Annotated in this window: 20 protein-coding genes; 1 reads left to right on the top strand and 19 read right to left on the bottom strand. The window is 58.4% G+C overall.

From position 1 onward, the window contains the following. Positions 1 to 296 precede the first annotated feature (296 nt). The 17 genes from folD to ruvC all read right to left on the bottom strand — a co-directional run bounded on the left by folD (position 297) and on the right by ruvC (position 15,770). On the bottom strand, positions 297 to 1,187 hold the full coding sequence (folD, locus tag ACR0BT_RS15515; RefSeq protein WP_170511402.1) for a bifunctional methylenetetrahydrofolate dehydrogenase/methenyltetrahydrofolate cyclohydrolase FolD: 891 nt from the start codon (positions 1,185 to 1,187) through the stop codon (positions 297 to 299). A gap of 53 nt (positions 1,188 to 1,240) precedes the next feature. Further along, the gene (locus ACR0BT_RS15510) at positions 1,241 to 1,546 is read right to left on the bottom strand and encodes a chorismate mutase (protein ID WP_170404363.1); all 306 of its coding nucleotides are present in this window, start codon (positions 1,544 to 1,546) and stop codon (positions 1,241 to 1,243) included. Between the two features lie 57 nt (positions 1,547 to 1,603). Then, a complete protein-coding gene (locus ACR0BT_RS15505) occupies positions 1,604 to 3,280 on the bottom strand; it encodes a formate--tetrahydrofolate ligase (protein WP_170397376.1) in 1,677 nt (558 codons plus the stop codon). A 166-nt stretch (positions 3,281 to 3,446) separates the two neighbouring features. Continuing rightward, positions 3,447 to 4,022, bottom strand: coding sequence for an MOSC domain-containing protein (locus ACR0BT_RS15500; protein WP_480763549.1), 576 nt, complete (start codon positions 4,020 to 4,022; stop codon positions 3,447 to 3,449). A 94-nt stretch (positions 4,023 to 4,116) separates the two neighbouring features. Then, positions 4,117 to 6,033 (bottom strand): ATP-dependent zinc metalloprotease FtsH, encoded by a 1,917-nt coding sequence (gene ftsH / locus ACR0BT_RS15495; protein ID WP_170397380.1) that lies wholly within the window; start codon positions 6,031 to 6,033, stop codon positions 4,117 to 4,119. A gap of 77 nt (positions 6,034 to 6,110) precedes the next feature. After that, positions 6,111 to 7,364: a tRNA lysidine(34) synthetase TilS gene (gene tilS, locus ACR0BT_RS15490; protein WP_170511401.1), complete on the bottom strand. Its 1,254-nt coding sequence runs from the start codon at positions 7,362 to 7,364 to the stop codon at positions 6,111 to 6,113. Then, complete coding sequence (gene ybgF / locus ACR0BT_RS15485) at positions 7,361 to 8,191, bottom strand: tol-pal system protein YbgF (RefSeq protein WP_170589417.1); 831 nt, start codon at positions 8,189 to 8,191, stop codon at positions 7,361 to 7,363. The genes tilS and ybgF overlap by 4 nt, the downstream gene beginning before the upstream one ends. Before the next feature lie 4 nt (positions 8,192 to 8,195). After that, a complete protein-coding gene (gene pal / locus ACR0BT_RS15480) occupies positions 8,196 to 8,699 on the bottom strand; it encodes a peptidoglycan-associated lipoprotein Pal (protein WP_170397385.1) in 504 nt (167 codons plus the stop codon). 86 nt (positions 8,700 to 8,785) lie between these two features. After that, positions 8,786 to 10,105 (bottom strand): Tol-Pal system beta propeller repeat protein TolB, encoded by a 1,320-nt coding sequence (gene tolB, locus ACR0BT_RS15475; protein ID WP_480763548.1) that lies wholly within the window; start codon positions 10,103 to 10,105, stop codon positions 8,786 to 8,788. Next, complete coding sequence (locus ACR0BT_RS15470; protein ID WP_170424318.1) at positions 10,102 to 11,205, bottom strand: ribonuclease E domain-containing protein; 1,104 nt, start codon at positions 11,203 to 11,205, stop codon at positions 10,102 to 10,104. The genes tolB and ACR0BT_RS15470 overlap by 4 nt, the downstream gene beginning before the upstream one ends. A 15-nt stretch (positions 11,206 to 11,220) precedes the next feature. After that, positions 11,221 to 11,691 (bottom strand): protein TolR, encoded by a 471-nt coding sequence (gene tolR, locus ACR0BT_RS15465; protein WP_170424320.1) that lies wholly within the window; start codon positions 11,689 to 11,691, stop codon positions 11,221 to 11,223. Positions 11,692 to 11,693: 2 nt separating this feature from the next. After that, a complete protein-coding gene (gene tolQ, locus ACR0BT_RS15460) occupies positions 11,694 to 12,389 on the bottom strand; it encodes a protein TolQ (RefSeq protein WP_170564682.1) in 696 nt (231 codons plus the stop codon). Between the two features lie 105 nt (positions 12,390 to 12,494). Then, complete coding sequence (gene ybgC, locus ACR0BT_RS15455; RefSeq protein ID WP_170404386.1) at positions 12,495 to 12,878, bottom strand: tol-pal system-associated acyl-CoA thioesterase; 384 nt, start codon at positions 12,876 to 12,878, stop codon at positions 12,495 to 12,497. Then, positions 12,875 to 13,498 carry a hypothetical protein gene (locus ACR0BT_RS15450; protein WP_480763546.1) on the bottom strand — a complete coding sequence of 208 codons (624 nt, stop codon included), beginning with the start codon at positions 13,496 to 13,498 and terminating at the stop codon, positions 12,875 to 12,877. The genes ybgC and ACR0BT_RS15450 overlap by 4 nt, the downstream gene beginning before the upstream one ends. Before the next feature lie 64 nt (positions 13,499 to 13,562). Further along, the gene (ruvB, locus tag ACR0BT_RS15445) at positions 13,563 to 14,582 is read right to left on the bottom strand and encodes a Holliday junction branch migration DNA helicase RuvB (RefSeq protein WP_170626478.1); all 1,020 of its coding nucleotides are present in this window, start codon (positions 14,580 to 14,582) and stop codon (positions 13,563 to 13,565) included. A gap of 16 nt (positions 14,583 to 14,598) precedes the next feature. Then, the gene (ruvA, locus tag ACR0BT_RS15440) at positions 14,599 to 15,276 is read right to left on the bottom strand and encodes a Holliday junction branch migration protein RuvA (protein WP_170424326.1); all 678 of its coding nucleotides are present in this window, start codon (positions 15,274 to 15,276) and stop codon (positions 14,599 to 14,601) included. Next, on the bottom strand, positions 15,273 to 15,770 hold the full coding sequence (ruvC, locus tag ACR0BT_RS15435; protein WP_170818083.1) for a crossover junction endodeoxyribonuclease RuvC: 498 nt from the start codon (positions 15,768 to 15,770) through the stop codon (positions 15,273 to 15,275). The genes ruvA and ruvC overlap by 4 nt, the downstream gene beginning before the upstream one ends. Before the next feature lie 333 nt (positions 15,771 to 16,103). Here ruvC and ACR0BT_RS15430 point away from each other — a divergent pair, with 333 nt between their 5' ends. Further along, a complete protein-coding gene (locus ACR0BT_RS15430) occupies positions 16,104 to 16,319 on the top strand; it encodes a DUF1127 domain-containing protein (RefSeq protein WP_170397404.1) in 216 nt (71 codons plus the stop codon). Positions 16,320 to 16,427: 108 nt separating this feature from the next. Here the strand turns inward: ACR0BT_RS15430 and ACR0BT_RS15425 are convergent, their stop codons facing one another. Both ACR0BT_RS15425 and ACR0BT_RS15420 read right to left on the bottom strand, forming a co-directional pair. Further along, a complete protein-coding gene (locus tag ACR0BT_RS15425; RefSeq protein WP_170397406.1) occupies positions 16,428 to 16,772 on the bottom strand; it encodes a hypothetical protein in 345 nt (114 codons plus the stop codon). 104 nt (positions 16,773 to 16,876) lie between these two features. Continuing rightward, positions 16,877 to 17,749 (bottom strand): 50S ribosomal protein L11 methyltransferase, encoded by an 873-nt coding sequence (locus tag ACR0BT_RS15420; RefSeq protein WP_480763545.1) that lies wholly within the window; start codon positions 17,747 to 17,749, stop codon positions 16,877 to 16,879. Between the last annotated feature and the right edge of the window lie 49 nt (positions 17,750 to 17,798).

The raw sequence follows: 17,798 nt of genomic DNA, 5'->3' as shown, positions 1-17,798 counted from the left end.
AGGAATAAAAACGAGGCCGGCAACTACCCGTTGAAGGCTTATTAACGAGAAGATCGGACTCAGCTTCATCATACCAGGTAACGCACCTCGCCAAAGGTAAAACCATGAAACACGAACAGACAGGATTATAACCCCTTAAACGGCTGGAATAGAAGGATTATCACCGACCGACGCTAGGTCAAGTCAAGATGTAGTTATATAAATATCCTAATCTAATGAAAAAGGCCGGAGAGCTTTTCGCTCTCCGGCCAATTCAATCATGGAGGTTGCGCCCGGATTGAACAGCGAGGCTGCTATTAAGCAGTCAGACCTTCGGGTTCAGGCAAGCCGTTTGCGCGGCAAGCCGCGGTGAGCGTGTTCGCAAGGAGGCAGGCGATCGTCATAGGGCCAACTCCACCGGGAACAGGGGTAATCGCACCAGCGCGTTCTGCCGCAGTGGCGTAGTCAACGTCGCCAACCAGCTTGTTCTTGCCGTCGCGTTCGATCCGGTTGATGCCGACATCGATCACAGTTGCGCCTTCCTTGATCCAGTCACCCGGAACCATCTCGGGGCGACCAACTGCGGCGACCACAATATCAGCACGGCGTACAACATCGGGAAGATCTTTGGTGCGGCTATGCGCGATGGTCACGGTGCAGCTGTCGCCCAGAAGCAACTGCGCCATCGGCTTACCCACGATGTTCGACCGACCGATCACTACAGCATCCATGCCGGACAAAGAGCCGTGGTGATCGCGCAACATCATCAGACAGCCCAGCGGAGTGCACGGCACCATTGACTTCTGACCTGTTCCCAGCAGGCCCACATTCGAGATGTGGAACCCGTCCACATCCTTTGCCGGATCGATCGAGTTGATCACCAGATCTTCGTTCAGATGCTTGGGCAGCGGCAGTTGCACCAGAATGCCGTGCACCGCAGGGTCATTGTTCAGTTTGTCAATCAGCGCAAGCAGGTCCTCTTCGGAGGTCTCTGCATCCAGCTTGTGCTCGTACGAGTTCATGCCGACCTCGACGGTCATCTTGCCCTTAGAACGGACATAGACCTGGCTGGCCGGGTCTTCGCCCACCAGAACCACCGCCAGACCCGGGGTGATGCCGTTCTCTTCTTTCAGCTTTGCAACCTGGTCAGCCACCTGCGCGCGCACTTTGGCGGCAAAGGCCTTTCCGTCGATAACCTGCGCTACCATTCTTTGATCCCTTCTTTCACAAAACGGATCGGGCGCACTAGGCGCCCGTTTCTTCAGTCTGGGCCGAGCACGCGTTCTTCGCGGGCAATCGACCAATCAATCAGTATACGCCAGAGCTTTTCGGCAAGATCGGGGTCCATACCCAACTCATCCGAGCTCTTGCGGACGCGCTGCACCACATCTTCGACACGTTCCGGGATGCGGGCTGGCAGGCCCTCGCCGGGTTTCAGCTGCGACGCGCGGTCGATATAGGTTGCGCGCGTTACCAGCAATCCAATCAATTGGCGGTCCAGCTTGTCGATCTGAGGCCGCAATTCCTGCATCGAATGACAGTCTTGCGGAGGTATCAGAGTGGGCATTTTGGTCTCCTGCGGCCCGGGGATATCCCCGGACCACGAGATGTCTTATTTGAGCGCTTAGAACAAGCCCTCGATCTCACCTGCGTCGTTAAGGCAGATGGTTTCGGCGGCCGGTTTGCGCGGCAGACCGGGCATGGTCATGATCTCACCGCAGACAACGACGATGAAACCGGCACCAGCGGAAAGGCGAACCTCACGCACCGGAACCGAGTGTCCGGTAGGCGCGCCGCGCAGGGTTGGGTCGGTCGAGAACGAATACTGGGTTTTCGCCATGCAGACCGGCAGATTGCCATAGCCTGCTTCTTCCCATTCGCGCAGCTGGTTGCGGATCTTGTTGTCGGCCAGAACTTCGTCGGCGCGATAGATACGCTTGGCGATGGTTTCGATCTTCTCGAACAGCGACATGTCGTCTGGGTAGATCGGTGAGAAGTTCGCGGCACCATTTTCGACGATTTCGACAACTTTTTCGGCCAGAGGCGCAGAGCCATCCGAACCCAGCTCCCAGTGACGCGACAGGATTGCCTCAACACCATGCTCGCCGCAGTAGTCCTTGACCGCCTGAACTTCGTCATCGGTGTCGGTGACGAAGTGGTTGATCGCGACGACAACCGGAACACCGAAGGATTTGACGTTTTCGATGTGGCGACCCAGGTTGGCACAACCTGACTTCACAGCGTCAACGTTTTCCGCACCCAAGTCAGCCTTGGCCACTCCGCCATTCATTTTCATCGCGCGCACGGTGGCCACCAGCACCACTGCCGACGGAGCAATACCCGCCTTGCGGCACTTAATGTTCATGAACTTCTCGGCACCGAGGTCAGCACCAAAGCCCGCTTCGGTGACAACATAGTCGGCCACTTTCAGAGCGGTTTTGGTTGCGATGACTGAGTTACAGCCGTGCGCGATGTTCGCGAACGGGCCGCCGTGGACGAAGGCCGGGTTGTTTTCCAGCGTCTGCACCAGGTTCGGCTGCATAGCGTCTTTCAGCAGAACGGTCATAGCGCCTTCTGCCTTGATGTCGCGGCAGTAAACCGGGGTCTTGTCGCGGCGGTAAGCAACGATGATATCGCCCAGACGCTTTTCCAGATCTTTCAAGTCGTTTGCCAAGCAGAGGATTGCCATGACTTCGGACGCCACAGTGATGTCAAAACCTGCCTCACGCGGGAAACCATTCGACACGCCGCCCAGAGACGCCGTGATCTGACGCAGAGCACGGTCATTCATGTCGACGACGCGGCGCCATGCAACGCGGCGTGTGTCGATTTCTTGCTCGTTGCCCCAATAGATGTGGTTATCGATCATCGCCGACAGCAGCGAGTGGGCCGAGGTGATGGCGTGGAAGTCACCTGTGAAGTGCAGGTTCATCTCTTCCATCGGAACAACCTGCGCGTAACCGCCACCCGCGGCGCCGCCCTTCATGCCGAAGTTCGGGCCAAGCGAAGCTTCGCGGATACAGATCATCGCGTTCTTTCCGATGCGGTTCAAGCCGTCGCCCAGACCTACTGTGGTGGTGGTCTTGCCTTCACCTGCGGGGGTTGGGTTGATCGCGGTCACCAGGATCAGCTTGCCGTCTTCGCGGTCCTGTACCGAGTTGATGAAGTCCTGGCTGACTTTGGCCTTGTCATGGCCGTAAGGCAGCAGATCATCGCTGGAGATACCCAGCTTCGCGCCGATTTCCTGAATCGGCTTTTTGTTCGCCTCGCGGGCAATCTCAATGTCGGATTTGTAGCTCATTGGGCAGGGTCCCTGATTGAATTCCGTGCAAAACCGACGCACGGGCGTCGGCGCTGCGCAACATATACTGATGTACACAACACTGGTGGCTAAGGATTCCGACATTTTCATGCCGCGAAACGGCGTTGCGAGAAATCGTAATGCGCAAATCGGAAACGGATTGAACCTATGGGTTCCAAAGGGGCTGATCCGGCACAAACAATTGCATCTTGTCGCCGCGTTTCAGAGCCCCCGGGCGTTCGACCCAAGCCGTTATCCCGCGTCGCCCTTTGGCCGCAGGTTTGAATGCCGCCCCGTATCCAGTGTGATCCGCCTCGATCTCACGGCCCGGAAGAACGCAGGGGGCATTTTCCATGTCCACAGTGATCGTTAAACCGCTCTCGGCCTGCAACCGCGAAGATGGAGGGATATGAGAGAAATCGGGAATGCCCTTCAGGACAATCGAAGCCCCAAGGTAAGACGGATCAAGCGTTGCCAACTCCATCTCAGCCGCAATATCACCCAATTCTTCTGCCGACAGCACTGACAGTTGTCGCACATTCCGGATCTCGGTGCCCTTTTGATAGAGATTCGCTACCCGAACACAGGACGCCCGATTGAGCCCCTGATGCCGTTCCCCCTGAACGCCATCAAAATTCAGATCCAAAGCGTTGACAGGCTTGGCCCGCAAAGACTGGCCTGCTGGAACATGGCCCAGCCATACCACCTCGGCTGAATATTCTGTTTCACGCAAGAATGGCATGAGGCGCCCCCTTCAATGACAGGTTAGCAGGCATAATGCCCAGCAACGCCCTGATGAAAAGAGAAAACCCGGAGGCTGGCTCCGGGTTTTGCAATTATGCAGTGGGTTCTGGTTCCATCCCGCCATCTGGCGGCGATTTCTTGGACTTGGTCTTCGGGATGGCAGTTACGCTGGGGGCGTTGCCCTCATCGGGGCTGTCACCCTCATCATCGCTTTCGGTGGGCGGTTCGCCATTCATGACGCGCTTGATCTCCTCGCCGGTCAGGGTCTCATACTCAAGCAGGCCTTGCGCCAGTCGCTCCCATTCCTCGTTCTTGTCGGTCAGGATCTTGTGCGCGCGTTCATAGCCTTGCTGGATCAGGCGCTTTACCTCTTCTTCAATCAGCTCTTTGGTATGGGCCGATACCGAGAACCCGGCGGTGTTGCCCTGATAGCCTTCATGCGCCTCGGCATAGTCGATGTTGCCGACCTTGTCGGACATGCCCCAGCGCATCACCATGGCGCGCGCCAACTGGCTGGCCTGCATGATATCGCCCGCAGGGCCGTTCGACACGTGATCTTCGCCGTATTTAATCACCTCGGCGGCCTTGCCTGCCATAGTCATGGCCAGCTTCTGCTCACACTCATCGCGGTGATAGTTCAGACGATCCATTTCGGGCAGTGACACAACCATACCCAGCGCACCACCGCGCGGAATGATGGTCGCCTTATAGACCGGATCGCACAGCGGCAGTTCCAGACCCACAACGGCATGGCCGGCCTCGTGATAGGCGGTTTTTTCCTTCTGGTCCTGCGTCAGCACCATCGAACGGCGCTCGGCCCCCATCATCACCTTGTCTTTGGCGTTCTCAAAGTCCTCCATGGTGACAAAGCGACGACCGACGCGGGCGGCCATCAATGCGGCCTCGTTCACGAGGTTCGCCAGATCAGCACCCGAAAAGCCCGGCGTGCCGCGCGCGATGATGCGCAGATCGACATCGGGACCCAGAGGCGTCTTGCGCGCGTGAACGCCCAGAATTTTTTCACGGCCTTTGATGTCGGGGTTGCCGACGGTCACGTTACGGTCAAACCGGCCCGGACGCAGCAGCGCGGGGTCCAGAACGTCCTTCCGGTTGGTGGCAGCCAGAATGATCACGCCTTCATTGGCCTCGAAACCGTCCATCTCAACCAGCAGCTGGTTGAGGGTCTGTTCGCGTTCGTCGTTACCGCCGCCATAGCCAGCACCACGATGGCGCCCCACGGCGTCAATTTCGTCGATGAACACGATACAAGGCGCGTTCTTCTTGGCTTGCTCGAACATGTCACGCACGCGCGATGCACCAACACCAACGAACATTTCAACGAAATCGGAACCCGAGATCGTAAAGAACGGCACACCTGCCTCGCCCGCAATCGCACGGGCAAGCAGCGTCTTACCAGTGCCCGGAGGGCCAACCAGCAGCGCTCCTTTGGGTATCTTACCGCCCAAACGCGAAAATTTCTGCGGGTTGCGCAGGAATTCCACGATCTCTTCCAGCTCTTCCTTGGCCTCGTCGATGCCCGCAACGTCGTCGAACGTCACCCGGCCGTGCTTTTCGGTCAGCATCTTGGCCTTGGACTTGCCAAAACCCATCGCGCCACCTTTGCCGCCACCCTGCATCCGGTTCATGAAATAGACCCAGACGCCAATCAACAGCAGGAAGGGCAGCAGCGTGATCAGGAACGACTGGAAACCCGATTGCTGCTGTTTTTCAGCACGAACGGGGATGTTCTTGTCGATCAGCAGCTTCGTCACCTCGGCATCGGTGGGTTTGATGGTGACAAAGTCCTGATTCTCATTCGTGCGATAGCGGATCTGTTCGCCATCCAGCGTGACGCTGGTGACGTCTCCGGCGTCCACGGCGCTGACGAATTCGGAATAGGTGCGTTCATTGTTCTGAAGCGACCCGCTGGGTCCACTGAACAGGTTGAACAGTGCCAGGATCAGCAGAAACAGAACGACCCAGAAGGCGATGTTGCGAGCGTTGCCCAAGGAAAATCTCCCGAAAGGTTTCGGCAGGTGGGGACCTGCCGGGGTTGTTCCTTAAAATAGAGAGGATTGTGGCAGGTTCAATGAGATAAAATCACCGCATCAAAGTCGGACCTTTCTGGAAGTAGTTCAGCCCGCCATTCGTTTGCAAAACCGACCAGGGGTGCAGCCAATAGAGTGCCTTCGGCCCAGACCGAGGGCGTCGACAACACTGCAGCGCGAGGTTTGCCCACAGAGCGCCAGTTTTCCAGCTGCAATATACCATCCTCACCAAGCGCCCGGATTTCCGCATCTTCAGTTTTTGGCCCGGATATAATCCAACGCCTGTCCCAAGGTTCTGAGGGGCGCGCGTGCTGATTGCTGACGGCGTTTAGCTCTCTGCAAATCCAAGTTTTTTTGCCTTCCGGGATTAAAATGCATCCCCCCAGGGTGGCCGTCTGAGCAGACGAAATCGCATCCAACACTTGATCCACCGCTTTGTGTCGTGGCGGATACTCTCCCCCTGCGATCCATGAAACAGACGCGGTCACAAGCCGACGACGGATTTCTTCGGGCAGAGTTTCGAAACCTTCGCGATCAATGCAAAGATCGCCATCCGTCACCGTCATGCACCGTAAAGCGGATTCTTGCGCGTATTGCGCCAATGCTTCACGCGCTTGCGCCATATTTTCAGCGACCCGTGATAATGACTCTGCCGTGATCCCGATTTGATTTAATCCGGAAAGTGCCTGGCGGGCTTTGATCCGGTCAAAACGAGGGTCCTGATTCGACGGATCATCAATCCACGAAATACCTTGCACAGTCAGATATTCCCGAAGATCGGAGCGTGTCGTGGACAGCAATGGGCGCAGCAATGTGACCAGACCTTCTTTTCGCGATACAGCCATGGCCGAAAGCCCCGAAACGCCCGAAGCACGGGCCAGCCGCATCAGTACCGTTTCAGCCTGATCATCCTCCGTGTGGCCCAGCGCAACTGCCTCTAGGCCCTTCGATTCGGCCCACGCGACCAGCAACCGGTATCTCGCACGCCGCGCCTGATCCTGCAGATTTCCGGATCCATCCCACCCCTGCCATTTCAGCGTTTCATGAGGAATGCCTAAGCGCTGCGCCAGTGTCGCGACGGCCAAGGCCTCTGAGGCAGATTCAGCTCGCAGACCGTGATCAACGGTCGCCGCAAACAGCTCGATCTGCTCTTGTCGCGCGATATCAACAAGTAATCGCAACAGGGCAGTCGAATCACTGCCCCCTGATACCGCCACCCCCAGACGGCGCGGCAGTGGATCGGGCAGACCTGCCCGCAAATTGGCCCGAAGCGTATCGGTGTCAGAGGTCAAGAACAGCCCAGTGTTGCCATTTCTTGTGTGGCCGAAGCAGCTGGTGCCGAGGTCGGGAACCGTACGCCAACTTCGCCGAGGGTGATGCAAGCCTGATCGGTTTGGCCCAGCTGTCCAAGCGCTGCGCCCAACTCAAACAACGCCTCGGGTGCCAGAGGCCCTTCGGAGTCGCCCGTGAAGCTGGCCAGAAAGGCGCGCGCCGCTTCGCGTGTATCGCCTACCCCTTTCAGCGCCTGCCCGCGCCGCAGGTTGGCTTGGCTCGCCAGCGGGCTGCCCGGATAGGACTGGTCGAATTGCGCAAACAGATCGGCCGCGGTCTGGAAATCTCCATCCACCAGGGCCTGCGAAGCGGCATCAAAATCCGCTTGTTCACCGACTGCAAGCTCCCCCTGATCAGTGACCGTGGGTTGCGTAGGGTTGGGGGTGGGTGCCACAGCCACATCGGTCGATGTCTCACCACCCAGCGTTGAGGTTTCGCCCAGCGCGCTCAGATCACCGCCTTCAAGTTCAACCAGACGAAACTCCAAATCACCGATACGGTTGGTGCCATCGGTCACGACATTCTGCACCCGTTGGTTCAACTGCTCGGTCTGACGTGTCAGGCGCTGTAGTTCGGCCTCGATCGCATCAACGCGCTCAAGCACGGAACTGCCGGACAGGTTTGGCGCGGGGGACCCAGTGGTTGAAAACTCGCGCTTGAGGCGCTGGATTTCCACGTGAAGCACCGTAAGCTCCTGACGGATATCCGCCAAAGTCTGCTGATCCTGAGCCTGTGCCATACCAGCGACGGTCACGACCGCTGCCAGAACCAAACCTGCAATTCGCATCATCTTACCCCAAGGTTGAACCGGTCAGCACCGTCACCGCGCGGCGGTTTTTCGAATAGCAATCCTCGGTGCTGCAAATTTCGATCGGGCGTTCTTTGCCATAGCTGACGGTGGTCAACCGGTTGCCTGCCACCCCGCGTGAGATCAGATACTCCCGCGCCGCATTGGCCCGACGAGCTCCAAGCGCAAGGTTGTATTCGCGCGTGCCCTGCTCGTCCGCATGGCCTTCGATATTGGCGACAAAATCCGGATTGGCGAGCAGCCAATCGGCCTGCCCTTGCAGAATTGTTTGCGCCTGCGGGCTGAGCGTGGACTGATCGACTGCGAACAGGACCCGGTCACCAACTGTCTGCTGGAAATAGGCTGGCGAACGCGGATCACTGGGTGAGCCCGGAACCAGCGCGCCGCTGCCACCAGCGCCGCCACCCAGAGCCGACGGATCATTATTGGAACAGGCCGCAATCAGGGTCAGCGCCCCAATTGCCGCGACTTTGCTCAACAGTTTCATCTCAAGTGCCTCGTGTTTCGTTGTTTATTGCCGCGCTTCTATCACATTGCGGGTTTGTTGTGAACTTTACCTGCTGTCTGTTCCGATCAATTCTGCAGTGGCCCCCAAGACGGGTCGCTACCGCCATCCGGCGTTCTAACAGGACGCAAGTTACGGCCCGAAATATCCACAGAGTAAAGCGTCGATCGACCGCTTGCCCCCTGCGTTTCGCGGGTGAACATGATGACCCGCCCGTTTGGCGACCATGTGGGACCTTCGTCCAGGAACGAGGCGGTCAAAAGGCGCTCTTCGCTGCCATCCGTGCGCATAACACCGATGTGGAAGCGACCTTTGTTCTGCTTGGTAAAGGCAATCAAGTCACCACGCGGAGACCAGACCGGCGTGCCATAGCGGCCTTGCCCAAAACTGATCCGCGTTGCCTCGCCTCCGTTAGCGGGCATGATGTAAAGCTGCGGGGTGCCCGACCGGTCGCTTTCAAACACGATCCGACTGCCATCCGGCGCATAGCTTGGTGCAGTTTCAATCGCGGGCGTATTGGTAAGTCGTACGCTTTGGCCCGAGGCCAGATCCATTTTCCACAAATCCGTGTTTCCGCCCTGGGTCAGAGAATAAACGATCGAACGGCCATCGGGTGAGAAACGTGGCGAAAAGCTCATGGTGCCTTCCTGCGTCGGCAATTCCTGCCGTTTCACACGGCCTACATCCAGTAGATAAATACGCGGCTGACCGGTCTCGTAGCTGGTATAGAGCAACTGGTCGCCCGTCGGTGAGAACCGAGGCGCCAGAACAATCGCTGCGCTGTCGGTCAGATACTGCACATTAGCGCCGTCGTAATCCATTATGGCCAACCGTTTGCGCCGTTGATCCTTCGGGCCGCTCTCCGACACAAACGCGACACGGCTGTCGAAATAGGCGCCCTCTCCCGTGATCCGGGTATAAACCTGATCCGCGACCTTATGCGCCATGCGCCTCCAACCGTCGGTTGTTCCTGCAAACTGCAAACCGTTGCCGAGTTCCTGCCCCGAGAAGACATCCCAAACCCGGAACCGGACCGTCAGGCGCTTGCCCGACACGTTGACCGCCCCTGTCACCAGTGCTTGAGCGTTGATCGCCTTCCAATCAGCGAACTGTACCGGCGCATCGAAACTGCTGACGCGGCTGATATATGCATCCGACGAGATTTCACGAAACAGGCCCGTTCCGGTCAGGTCAGACACGACCACCCGCGAGATATCTTGTGCATATTGTGCCGCCGAGGGACCGTCAGGCACAAAGCTTGGCACGGCAAACGGCATAGGTTCGATGATCCCTTCATCGATTTCCAGACGCAGCGGGCCACTTTGGGCGTAGGCCGAGGTCGAAAGAAGGGTCAGGCCAATTAAGAGGCTGGTCAGAAGTTTCATCATTTGATCCGCATCCTCTCGGGATTGAATGTAATCTCAATATCCTGCCATTGATCGTATTTGTCAGCAGGTAGGTCATATCCTTTAGACCCACAGCGCAAAATTGCGCGGCGCGCAGCTTCGTAGGCTTGTTTTGCTGATGCGGCCGAGCCGCCTGTACTGTCGAGTAGCTGCAAACTGCCGCCAACCACTTTGCCATCTCTGGTTAACGAAAACCCGACAACAACCACAGTTTCCAGCGCATCCGTCGACAGGGACCCGACATTCCAACACCGCGACACCGCAACCCGCATCGCGTCTTTTTCACCGCTAGTCAGTGGTGGGCCCGAAGGTTCGGTGCCATTGCCCAATGCTTCGGCCAAGGCGTCATTTATCGCTTGCTCGTTTTGCGCAGGTTCAGTCGGCGCGGGCTCGGGCGTTTCTGCAACCTCAGGCTCTGGCTGGGGTGCCGGTCGGTTCGGGCGCACGCGCGGACGAGGAGAGGTTCGCGGGGCCGGATCTTCGACTTCTTCCGCCTCGGTCACAATCTCGGGCGCGGCCTCTTCCGGTGCCGTTTGATCTTGCTGTTCTTGTTGGATTTCCGCCCCTTCATCCAGCGAAACCGGAGGGGTTTCAATGTCATCCGGCTTGGCCTCGGGCGGAGGAGGAGCAATCTGCTCGGGCGCGATCTTATCCGCAGGGCTTGGTTCTGCCTCTGGGCCCGGAGGCGCAGGAAGCGCCGCCAGCTCAGGCTCGGGCTCTTCAAGCGTCGGAGGTTGTTCGATCAGTTCGGGCTCGGGCGGGACTTCCACCGTTTCCGGTTCCGGCTCGGGCTCAGGTTCCGGCTCGGGCTGGGCAACTGGCTCAGGTTCGGGCGTTTCTTCCGGCGTCGGGTCCAGTATTTCGATCTTATCAGGTTCTGCAGGCTGTTGCAGTTCAGCCGGGTCAGTCGGCACCTCGGGTGCCTCGCGTTGCGCGGTCATGGCCGCAAACTGCTCAGCCGAGATCACCGAGACATCCTGTACAGCCATCGGCAACGGCTCGGACCGGAAGGTCCCGCCGATCAGCGCCCAGCCAATCAGGCTGACATGCGCAATTGCCGAAATCTTGGTGCCGGTATCCACCGCGCAGCCTCACTCTCACCCTTCGTCCAGCGTTGGCCCGCCGGTATCAGTCACAAGGCCAACGTTGGAAAACCCGCCCGCGTTCAAAGCACCCATGACCTGCATCACTTGCGCATATGGAATCGCGCCGTCAGCACGCAAGAACACGCGGTCGCTGCTGCGCTCAGCTGCGATCGCGCGCAGCTTACCGATCAGTTCTTCGCGCAGCACATCCGTGGTCTGGATCTGCACGCGCCCATCTGCGGTCAGGGTCACAGTCAGCGGCTCTTCATTGTCACCGGGTAAGGCACTTGCGGCAGTCTTGGGCAGATCGACAGGTACGCCGACGGTCAACAATGGGGCCGCCACCATAAAGATGATCAGCAACACCAGCATGACATCAACAAAGGGCGTCACGTTGATCTCGGCCATCGGTTGGGCGCGCCCGCGCCGCCGCCCGCGCCTGCGTCCGTTCCCGCCCGAGCTTTGCTGTACTGCCGCACCCATCGTCAGCTATCCAACTGACGCGACAGGATAGTGGCGAATTCATCGGCAAAGGCCTCGTAGCCGCCGACGATGCGGTCACTGTCTGCGCTGAGTTTATTATAGAATATCACCGCCGGGATCGCGGCCAGCAAGCCAAGACCGGTGGCCAGCAACGCCTCGGCAATACCCGGGGCCACAACGGCGAGGTTTGTGTTCTGCTGCTCGGCAATCTCGATAAAGGCATTCATGATGCCCCAAACGGTGCCAAACAGGCCGATAAACGGCGCTGTCGATCCAACAGTGGCCAGAATGGGCAACCCTTTTTGCAGCCTCTCGGCCTCTTTCGCGATCGCCACGTCCATCGAGCGATCGATCCGCGCCGTCGCCCCTGCGATCAAGCCGCCATCGGTGCGGTGCGAGCGTCGCCACTCGATCATCCCCGCCGCGAAAATCTTCTCGGAACTGCCATCGGGCTGGGTTCCGATCTGCTCGAACAGCTCATCCAGCGGATTGCCAGACCAGAAGCTTTCATCGAATACCTGCGCCTCGCGCCGCGCGGCTCGGTAGTTGATCAGTTTCTGAATGATAATGCCCCAGGACCAGATGGATGCACCGATCAGCATCAACATCACCAGTTTGACGATAAAGGTCGCGCGGGCATACAGCCCCCACATGGAGAAATCGATCTCCTGCGCCAGCGCCAGCGTTTCAGCTTCCATGAACCTGCTCTTTGTTTTGCCTGATGGCCATTTGGCCTTGTTTTGCCAAACGCTAACGCAGATGGAGATGAAAAGCCAACAGAACCACCCCGGAGGCTGAAAATGTTACATCAATGCGCGAATCTCTGCCGGAAGACGCACGGGCTTACCCTGCGCATTCATGCAGACAGCCGTTACCTCGGCGCGGAAAATCTCGGTCTCGCCACGCTTGACCAATTGCGACATTGTCAACCGAGCGCCCGATAGCGAAACCATCTCGGTCTCGACCATCAGCTCGTCTTCAAACCTAGCGGCGGCGAGATAATCCGCCTCGATCCGCCGCACGACCCAGACAATGCCTGCGTCCCGCATCGCGTTCTGATCATTACCCAGTTTACGCACCCAGTCCGACCGGGCGCGTTCGATGAATCTCAGATAATTTGCGTGATAGACCACGCCTCCCATGTCGGTGTCTTCGTAATAAACACGGACCGGGTAGTGATGCTTCATTGCGACGGCTCCAATCTGGCGAACAAGCGCAGCGCATGAGAGGGATCCTGCGCGGCACCGGGCAGAACAGGATCGTAGGCGGCGCGGATCAAGGCCGCAATATCAGGCCGCAAGATCGTCGCGTCACCAGCTATCGCCAGAGGTGAGGCGCTGCGAAAAGCTGTGTCGGACCAAAGCAGGATCGTTTGTACAACCTGGCTTAACGCCAGCGTTTCTGCCGGCACTTTCGACAGCTCTTTGTCCATGCGCAAAAACACAAATGCCGCGCGGATGGCGCCGTCTTCTTCGAACCGGAAAATGCGATACTGATTGGCATCGGCAGCCACCAGCCGGTCAACCAGTGGGGCCAGATCCGGGATCAGGCGATCCAGATCGGGCACATCCAACAATTCCTGCCACTCACGGAAGAAGAACACCATGCAATTGGCACCCAGTTCGGGATCCGTCTCGGCCATCTTGTGATTTGCCAGAGTGACAACCGCCTCGAACGCACCTTTTACGGTCGACAGCGTTTCATCCTCGACACCAAACACGATGGGCACGATGGGTCTGCCCCAGCGCGCAAACAGAAACTCACCGCTATCGCGTGTGAACAGCGCCTCAATCTCATCGGGTATCACGCCCCAGTCCTTCTTCTCGATTTAGATACGACTGCCTGAGGCTTAAAATCTAATGCGCCCCACTTCAACCAAACAGATCGCTCTGTCCTTTGGGTGCAGCCATCCCCAGATGCGTCCATGCCTTTTGCGCCAGCATCCGTCCGCGCGGAGTGCGCTGGATCAGGCCTTGCTGCAGGAGATAAGGCTCGATCACCTCTTCCAGCGAATCCCGGCTTTCGGACAACGCCGCCGAGAGTGTTTCAATCCCCACTGGCCCGCCCGCATAGTTTTCGGCAATCAGCTTCAAATACCGGCGGTCGGCCCCGTCCAGACCAAGGTTATCGACCCCCAGCCGGGTCAGTGACCCATCCGCCAAGTCGCGCGTAATCCGCCCATCGCCTTCAACAATGGCAAAATCCACCACGCGTCTCAGCAGACGACCGGCGATCCGTGGTGTTCCACGAGACCTGCGCGCGATCTCACGCGCGCCTTCGTCATCCGCAGGTGCGCCCAGTTTGCGGGCATTGCGGGTGACGATCTCGTGCAACTCGTCGACCGTATAGAACTGCAGCCGGGTCGGGATGCCAAACCGATCGCGCAACGGCGTGGTCAGCAACCCCATCCGCGTTGTCGCCCCGACCAGCGTAAATGGCTGCAGCTCGATCCGTACAGTCCGCGCCGCCGGACCTTCACCAATGACAAGATCCAGCTCGAAATCCTCCATCGCGGGGTACAGTACCTCTTCGACCGCCGGGTTCAGACGGTGAATCTCGTCGATGAACAAGACATCCCGCGATTCCAGATTGGTCAGAATCGCCGCCAAATCCCCCGCCTTGGCCAGAACCGGCCCCGAGGTCATGCGGAAATTCACTCCCAACTCGCGCGCCATGATCTGCGCAAGCGTGGTCTTACCCAATCCAGGTGGACCATGGAACAGCGTGTGATCCATCGCCTCACCGCGTTGGCGGGCCGACTGGATGAAGATGCGTAGGTTGGCCCGCGCCTCGGCCTGACCAATGAATTCATCCAGCCCCTGCGGGCGCAGGGCGCGGTCATTGTCCTCGGGCATCGGTTCGGCTCGCAGGGCGGGATCAGCGTCTACCATTCAGTTACCCTTTCACTCAGCCCTTGGGGGCCAGTAGCTTCAGCGCGGCGCGTATCAGATCGGCCTCGCCCGCATCTGGCATATTGGCCGCTGCCTCGGCCACGGCCGATGCCGCCTCGGACGGTCCATAGCCCAGATTGCCCAACGCCGACAGCGCATCCGCAGAAGCAGCGGCAGCGCCCGAGGCCGGTTTCGCCACCCGTTTCGGAACAGGCGCAGGCTCGGTCGTCTCAACCACTTCAAGTGCCGGGCCATCCATCGCTTCGGTCACCGTGCCGCCCATCGCCATCACACCCGGGGCCTTGTCCTTGAGGTCAAGCACGATCCGCTGCGCGGTCTTGGGGCCGACACCCTTTGCGGCCTTCACGGCCCCCCAGTCGCCCAAGGCAATCGCGCGGCTGACACCATCGGGCCCCAGCGCACTAAGAATGGCCAGCGATACCTTCGCACCCACACCCTGAACCGAGCACAGCAGACGGTGCCATTCCTTCTCGACCAAGGACAGAAAACCATAAAGCTGCATCAGGTCTTCGCGCACGACCATATCGGTGTAGATTGACATTGCCTCACCCACCCCCGGCAGGGCCGCCATGGTCCGGTCCGAGCAATAGACGATATAGCCGACCCCCCGCACGTCGATCAGAACGTGATCCGCCGCGCGGTAGTCCAGCCGTCCAGTGAGCTTGCCGATCATGCGCGTACCTCTTTCATCCGTGCCTGCGGTGCGGCGCCATAGTAGGAATGGCAGATCGCAATCGCCAATGCATCCGCAGCATCCGCCCCTTTGGGGGAACAACCGGGCAGTTGAAGTTTGACCATATGCAGAACCTGCTCTTTTTCGGCGTGGCCGACGCCCACCACCGTTTTCTTGACGCGGTTGGGGGCGTACTCGCCAACCGGCAAACCCGCCTGCGCAAGCGTCAGAAGCGCAACACCACGCGCCTGACCCAGTTTCAGTGTACCGGCCCCATCTTTGTTGACGAAGGTCTGTTCAATTGCCGCCTGATCTGGATTGTGCTCGGCGATGACTTCGACGATTTGATTGTGTAGCGACAGCAGCCTTTCCCCCAGATCATCACCATCGGATTTGCACAATCCATTCGCAATGTGGCTCAGGCGGCTGCCATGCGATTCGATGACGCCCCATCCCAAGGTTCTAAGCCCTGGATCAATGCCCAGAATTCGCATGTTTTGTCTCGGCCTGCTCGGGTTTGTGTGATCTTTTTTCATCGACTAGCACGAAGCGTGAACATTTTCCAAGGAAATCAACTCAGGGTCCAAAACCGACATTCATGTCGCCTCCGGTTCCTCGCGGCCTGTTTGCGACCGGGTTAGGTTCGTTTTCGACGCTTTTCCGATCGAACTTTAACCAATGATTTAAGGGGTTTTCATCAATTTCGAGCGTTGCAAAAAATGCATAGGACACATGCAATTTCTGCGCTTGCGCACGGCGAAACTCACCACTAGATGCCGCTCAGATCGCAAGATCAGAGTTTAACACAAACCAGAAGGAAACAGGATATGGCTGCACTGGATACCACCCGCACCACCACTGGCTCATTCGGCCTCGTCGGCCGTATCGGCGCACTTTTTGCATCGGTTGTAAACGCCGTTGTTGAATGGAATGACGCCCGCGCAACCCGTAACGCGCTGAACGGTCTTTCTGACCGCGAACTGGACGATATCGGACTATGCCGCGGCGACATCGACGTTGTCGCCGAAGGCCGCCGTTACTGAGATAACGGACTACCGCATACGCCCCTTCCTCCTCCCTGTGGGGCAAACAGAAACACCGCACGCCGTGAGGCATGCGGTGTTTTTGTTAGGAGGGTGCAAGATATCCGGTTAGAACCAAACCTTGTTCAGTTGGCTCGAGAAAAACGCGGTCACCGGATCGGCCTGCATGATCCAGGCGCCAGCTTTCTCAACCGGCGTGCCCTGATTCAGGCTTTCAACACGCGTTTCGTACGCAGTCGGGCCAAGATGAGACAGTAAAAAGGCCTTGAAGGCAAAGAAGCCAACCAAACACAGTAACAAAACCCTCGCTGGAACTGCTGAACGCATACGCTGTGGTTTCATCACCACCAGCCCGTCTGAGCGCAACGTGGCACGATAGCCGCGGCTGAGTTTCTGGTGCTTTTTGTTCAATCGCGAGATGCGTTGATCGAATTCGAGTTGTTTTCCTGTCATGGCAGCCTCCGAAAACCGCCCCCCGAGTGCATTGAAAGACGGTAATTAGAGAATGCGACAAAAACGTGGCAAAAATCCACAAAACTCCCGTAAATGGCCTAAATTCAGCCCTGTTTGCTTAAGATTAGCGTCGTCCACTCACCAATCCGATCCTGGCGAACCAGATTGAAGCCGTTTTGGAGATAAATCGAGATCACGTTTTCGGCCTGCTCATTGAGGATTCCCGATAGAATCGCTTGTCCACCCCCCCGCAGGTTCGCCGAAATTTCAGGCGAAAGGGCCACGAGCGGACCTTTTAGGATATTGGCGAATATCAGATCGTAAGGCGCATGCGCCTTCAGATCCGGGTGATCGAAACCTGCAGCTTCAACACATTTAACCGCACCCGCCATACCGTTCGCCCGAAGGTTGGCCTCGGCCACGTCGACGGCAACCTCATCAATGTCGCTGGCGATGATATCGCCATCCCAAACTCGAGCTGCGGCCATCGCCAGCACGGCAGTACCGCAGCCGATATCGGCAACTTTGGTGGCCGTGAACCCATGATCCAGAAGATGGTCCAAAGCCTTGAGGCAACCAAGCGTTGTCCCATGGTGCCCCGTGCCAAAGGCCATCGCAGCTTCGATCAGCAGCGGAATGCGGCCTTCGGGCAGTTTGTCGGCGTCATGGCTTCCATAGACAAAAAACCGGCCGGCCTCGACCGGGGCTAGTTCGCGGCGGACATGGGCGACCCAATCCGTTTCGGGCAGCTCCGAGACCACAAAGGGCTTGGCCTCGAACGCGGCGGCCAGAACCGCCAGCGCGGTTTCATCCGGGGTTTCGGTAAAATAGCCGCCGACTTCCCACAGGCCCGAGCCATCCTCGACCTCGAACACGCCGACGCCGGTTGGTTCCGGGTCCAGCCGTTCCATCGCCTCGCCCAATCCTTCGGCGGCTTTCTTGCCGGTCAAAGTGGTCAGAGCAGTGAATGTTGGCATGGGGGCCTCCTGTTTCGATCGAAACAGCGCCTAGGGGCACCGACCGCCA

This window comes from Ruegeria sp. CJ6, assembly GCF_056536665.1.
This window is presented reverse-complemented; position numbering and strand designations above follow the sequence as displayed.

Bases quoted from the DNA above. Each gene is read 5' to 3' on its own strand.
- ybgF (WP_170589417.1), bottom strand. From the start codon at position 8,191: ATGCGAATTGCAGGTTTGGTTCTGGCAGCGGTCGTGACCGTCGCTGGT.
- ACR0BT_RS15510 (WP_170404363.1), bottom strand. From the start codon at position 1,546: ATGCCCACTCTGATACCTCCGCAAGACTGTCATTCGATGCAGGAATTG.
- ACR0BT_RS15430 (WP_170397404.1), top strand. From the start codon at position 16,104: ATGGCTGCACTGGATACCACCCGCACCACCACTGGCTCATTCGGCCTC.
- ACR0BT_RS15420 (WP_480763545.1), bottom strand. From the start codon at position 17,749: ATGCCAACATTCACTGCTCTGACCACTTTGACCGGCAAGAAAGCCGCC.
- folD (WP_170511402.1), bottom strand. From the start codon at position 1,187: ATGGTAGCGCAGGTTATCGACGGAAAGGCCTTTGCCGCCAAAGTGCGC.
- tolQ (WP_170564682.1), bottom strand. From the start codon at position 12,389: ATGGAAGCTGAAACGCTGGCGCTGGCGCAGGAGATCGATTTCTCCATG.
- tolR (WP_170424320.1), bottom strand. From the start codon at position 11,691: ATGGGTGCGGCAGTACAGCAAAGCTCGGGCGGGAACGGACGCAGGCGC.
- ACR0BT_RS15505 (WP_170397376.1), bottom strand. From the start codon at position 3,280: ATGAGCTACAAATCCGACATTGAGATTGCCCGCGAGGCGAACAAAAAG.
- pal (WP_170397385.1), bottom strand. From the start codon at position 8,699: ATGAAACTGTTGAGCAAAGTCGCGGCAATTGGGGCGCTGACCCTGATT.
- ruvB (WP_170626478.1), bottom strand. From the start codon at position 14,582: ATGGTAGACGCTGATCCCGCCCTGCGAGCCGAACCGATGCCCGAGGAC.
- ACR0BT_RS15425 (WP_170397406.1), bottom strand. From the start codon at position 16,772: ATGACAGGAAAACAACTCGAATTCGATCAACGCATCTCGCGATTGAAC.
- ybgC (WP_170404386.1), bottom strand. From the start codon at position 12,878: ATGAAGCATCACTACCCGGTCCGTGTTTATTACGAAGACACCGACATG.
- tolB (WP_480763548.1), bottom strand. From the start codon at position 10,105: ATGATGAAACTTCTGACCAGCCTCTTAATTGGCCTGACCCTTCTTTCG.
- ACR0BT_RS15500 (WP_480763549.1), bottom strand. From the start codon at position 4,022: ATGCCATTCTTGCGTGAAACAGAATATTCAGCCGAGGTGGTATGGCTG.
- ruvA (WP_170424326.1), bottom strand. From the start codon at position 15,276: ATGATCGGCAAGCTCACTGGACGGCTGGACTACCGCGCGGCGGATCAC.
- ruvC (WP_170818083.1), bottom strand. From the start codon at position 15,770: ATGCGAATTCTGGGCATTGATCCAGGGCTTAGAACCTTGGGATGGGGC.